This is a genomic window from Gilliamella sp. Choc5-1 (genome assembly GCF_001690595.1).
In the GTDB taxonomy this organism is placed as follows: Bacteria; Pseudomonadota; Gammaproteobacteria; order Enterobacterales; family Orbaceae; genus Gilliamella; species Gilliamella apicola_M.
In genome coordinates, this window is sequence record NZ_LZHH01000113.1 from 1 (window position 1) to 2648 (window position 2648).

A 2648-nucleotide genomic window follows, 5' to 3' on the forward strand; every position below is an offset into this window, starting at 1 on the left:
GATACTCACCCTTTCAGGGCCAATGCTAAAGCATTGTTCAAATTTGTTCCAGACAAATTTGTCCTCGTCAAAATACTGTCCTTGAAAGCGCAGGTTTTGTGGGACGGTGCGGTATTCTATCGCAAGCTCGCCATAGGATTTAAAATTTCTGTCAAAAACTTTCAGGTAACTATGCGTTTTAGTATAAAATTGTTTTTTAGTTGGGTTGAGTTTTCGGTTTTTTAATGCTAAATAAATAGCAAAAATAGCCTTTGGGTATGCTAAAAGGTATTGTGTTTTTTATAACAATTATTCAAAAAACATTGATTTTATTTGTTTTTTAAAGAGCGATAAAATAACGAAATAAAAAAGGAAAATCCTCGCTGTTTTAATGCAAGGATTTGGTACAAGCGCGATTGCTTATTAGTCGTCAATTATTCTATTTTAAGGTAGCCTGCGTCTAGGTTTTTCTGGCTCTGGTGTGGGTAATTCCCATGATATTAATAATCCCAATTGTCCAAGAAAATAATTGATATTATCAAGTTCATTCTCGGGACCCTGCCACAACCACAATTTATCACTTAATTTTTCAAGCGTACCATGGCTTATATTACTTAATATCCAATCTTTCAACGTGGTATTATCTACACCAATCTCTAAATGATAGCAATTAATAATATTAGCGGTATAAATCATTCTTAATCGCTTATTGCCATCTAATTTTTTTTCGTCAAAATGATATTTTTCGTAAGGATATATTGTGGCAAAGTTGAATCCTCCTGCATACTCTGTTGCATTATTTGTGCTCTTACACTTCGAATATTTTATACCATAAGCAAAATAGTTTTGACGTGCAAAGTTCTTCATCAACTCCAAAATACTACCGTCATGATCTAGTTTATTATCATATAAAATGTAAATATTATTAGTTCTGCCAAATTTATCAGTGTTATAAACAAATTGGAGGCGACATATATTGTCTAATTCATTCAATAAATCAAAAGCTATAACCTCTTCTAGATTTATTTTACGCTTTAATTTTTTTAGGGATATTTTAGCAAATTTAAAATCACTATAGGCCTTCCTTATTACTGGCTTAACATAACTAGCCTCTGTAATAGGAGTATTTAATGCCGAAAATAGTGTTTCAGCAAACTCTAACGCAATATTCGGTGAAATATTTTCTGTATTATACAAAACAATGCCACTGTACATCTCTAACTTCTTTCTATACCTGATCCCCGCTGTTTTAAAGCAAGGATTTATATAATCACGATAGTTTAATACAATTAAATACGTTAAATTATTGATATTTTTATTTATTATAGCTAATATTGAGGGTAATTAGTTTCCCATGATTTTTTAAAATCTTTTTCTTCAACATGGTAATGCTCTTTCAAAAAAAACATACATTTGTAAAAATCATCAAATACAAATTCTTTACAATTTTTAGCATTCATTGCAAAAACTTCCGTATCAGAATCAACTAAAAACTCATTTTCAATATCATCTACATAGACTTTATATAACCAAAATACCTTATCCCTATCTGGCATATATCCCAGTTTTTCCGTTTCAGGGTATATATCATCCCAAGTCATAATGCCTTGTTCAACTAATTGACATTCCCTTTCATAATCATCATCGTTCATATAAGATCTAACTCTTATTACAATAAACCGAGTGTGCTCGTCATCAAGTTTGATTTCACAGTATGTGCCATCTTCTTTATCACCTCTAAATCGCCATGGAAAAGGATTATATTGATTTATATCACTCATTATTACTACCTCTATTAATTTAAACCATAGAATATACGAATAATTTTTCCTTCATAAGTATGAATTTGAATATGATCGCCTATTAATGCATGATCACCTGTTTTTGCATTAATATCTGCTTTATCATAATGGTATGTACCTTGTTTTTGATAAGCTTTCTTTCCGCCAGGTAACCAATCTGAAGAATTAGATGATTTTTTGCCACTTGGTAATACTTGATCTGTAGTATTTCTAAAACGTCCTTTTTTAGTAGCTTCTTTACTGCTTATATAGCCACGTAAAACGTCTTCAGCATCCTTTTTAGAACCAACATATACACTGATTTCTTTCCCATCTTGCTTCATTCTACGCATTATTTCGTTTAAAGCTTGTTGAGGACATAAATTGCTCAACCCCAACGGGTCAATCCAAGCCAGTGGGTTAGGAACGTAGCTATAAGCGTTTTCACCGCCGGCAAGTCCTATGGGGTCTTGGCTGATGTAGCGGGCGGTGTACGGGTCGTAATAGCGGTAGCGATTATAGTGTAGTCCTGATTATTCGTATCATCCTGATACTCACCCTTTCAGGGCCAATGCTAAAGCATTGTTCAAATTTGTTCCAGACAAATTTGTCCTCGTCAAAATACTGTCCTTGAAAGCGCAGGTTTTGTGGGACGGTGCGGTATTCTATCGCAAGCTCGCCATAGGATTTAAAATTTCTGTCAAAAACTTTCAGGTAACTATGCGTTTTAGTATAAAATTGTTTTTTAGTTGGGTTGAGTTTTCGGTTTTTTAATGCTAAATAAATAGCAAAAATAGCCTTTGGGTATGCTAAAAGGTATTGTGTTTTTTATAACAATTATTCAAAAAACATTGATTTTATTTGTTTTTTAAAGAGCGATAAAATAAC

The 2648-nt window shown here is 32.5% G+C and carries 3 protein-coding genes and 1 pseudogene; 1 reads left to right on the forward strand and 3 read right to left on the reverse strand.

All coding sequences use genetic code 11. The features are described from left to right. Window positions 1-225: pseudogene (locus A9G35_RS13745) on the forward strand (hypothetical protein); the annotation flags it as partial. 198 nt (window positions 226-423) lie between these two features. Here the strand turns inward: A9G35_RS13745 and A9G35_RS10170 are convergent. The 3 genes from A9G35_RS10170 to A9G35_RS12970 all read right to left on the reverse strand — a co-directional run bounded on the left by A9G35_RS10170 (window position 424) and on the right by A9G35_RS12970 (window position 2158). Beyond that, window positions 424-1194 carry a hypothetical protein gene (locus A9G35_RS10170; RefSeq protein ID WP_065636764.1) on the reverse strand — a complete coding sequence of 257 codons (771 nt, stop codon included), beginning with the start codon at window positions 1192-1194 and terminating at the stop codon, window positions 424-426. A 113-nt stretch (window positions 1195-1307) separates the two neighbouring features. After that, a complete protein-coding gene (locus A9G35_RS10175) occupies window positions 1308-1760 on the reverse strand; it encodes a hypothetical protein (RefSeq protein WP_065636765.1) in 453 nt (150 codons plus the stop codon). A 14-nt stretch (window positions 1761-1774) separates the two neighbouring features. Beyond that, window positions 1775-2158 (reverse strand): hypothetical protein, encoded by a 384-nt coding sequence (locus A9G35_RS12970; protein ID WP_065636766.1) that lies wholly within the window; start codon window positions 2156-2158, stop codon window positions 1775-1777. Window positions 2159-2648: the final 490 nt, after the last annotated feature.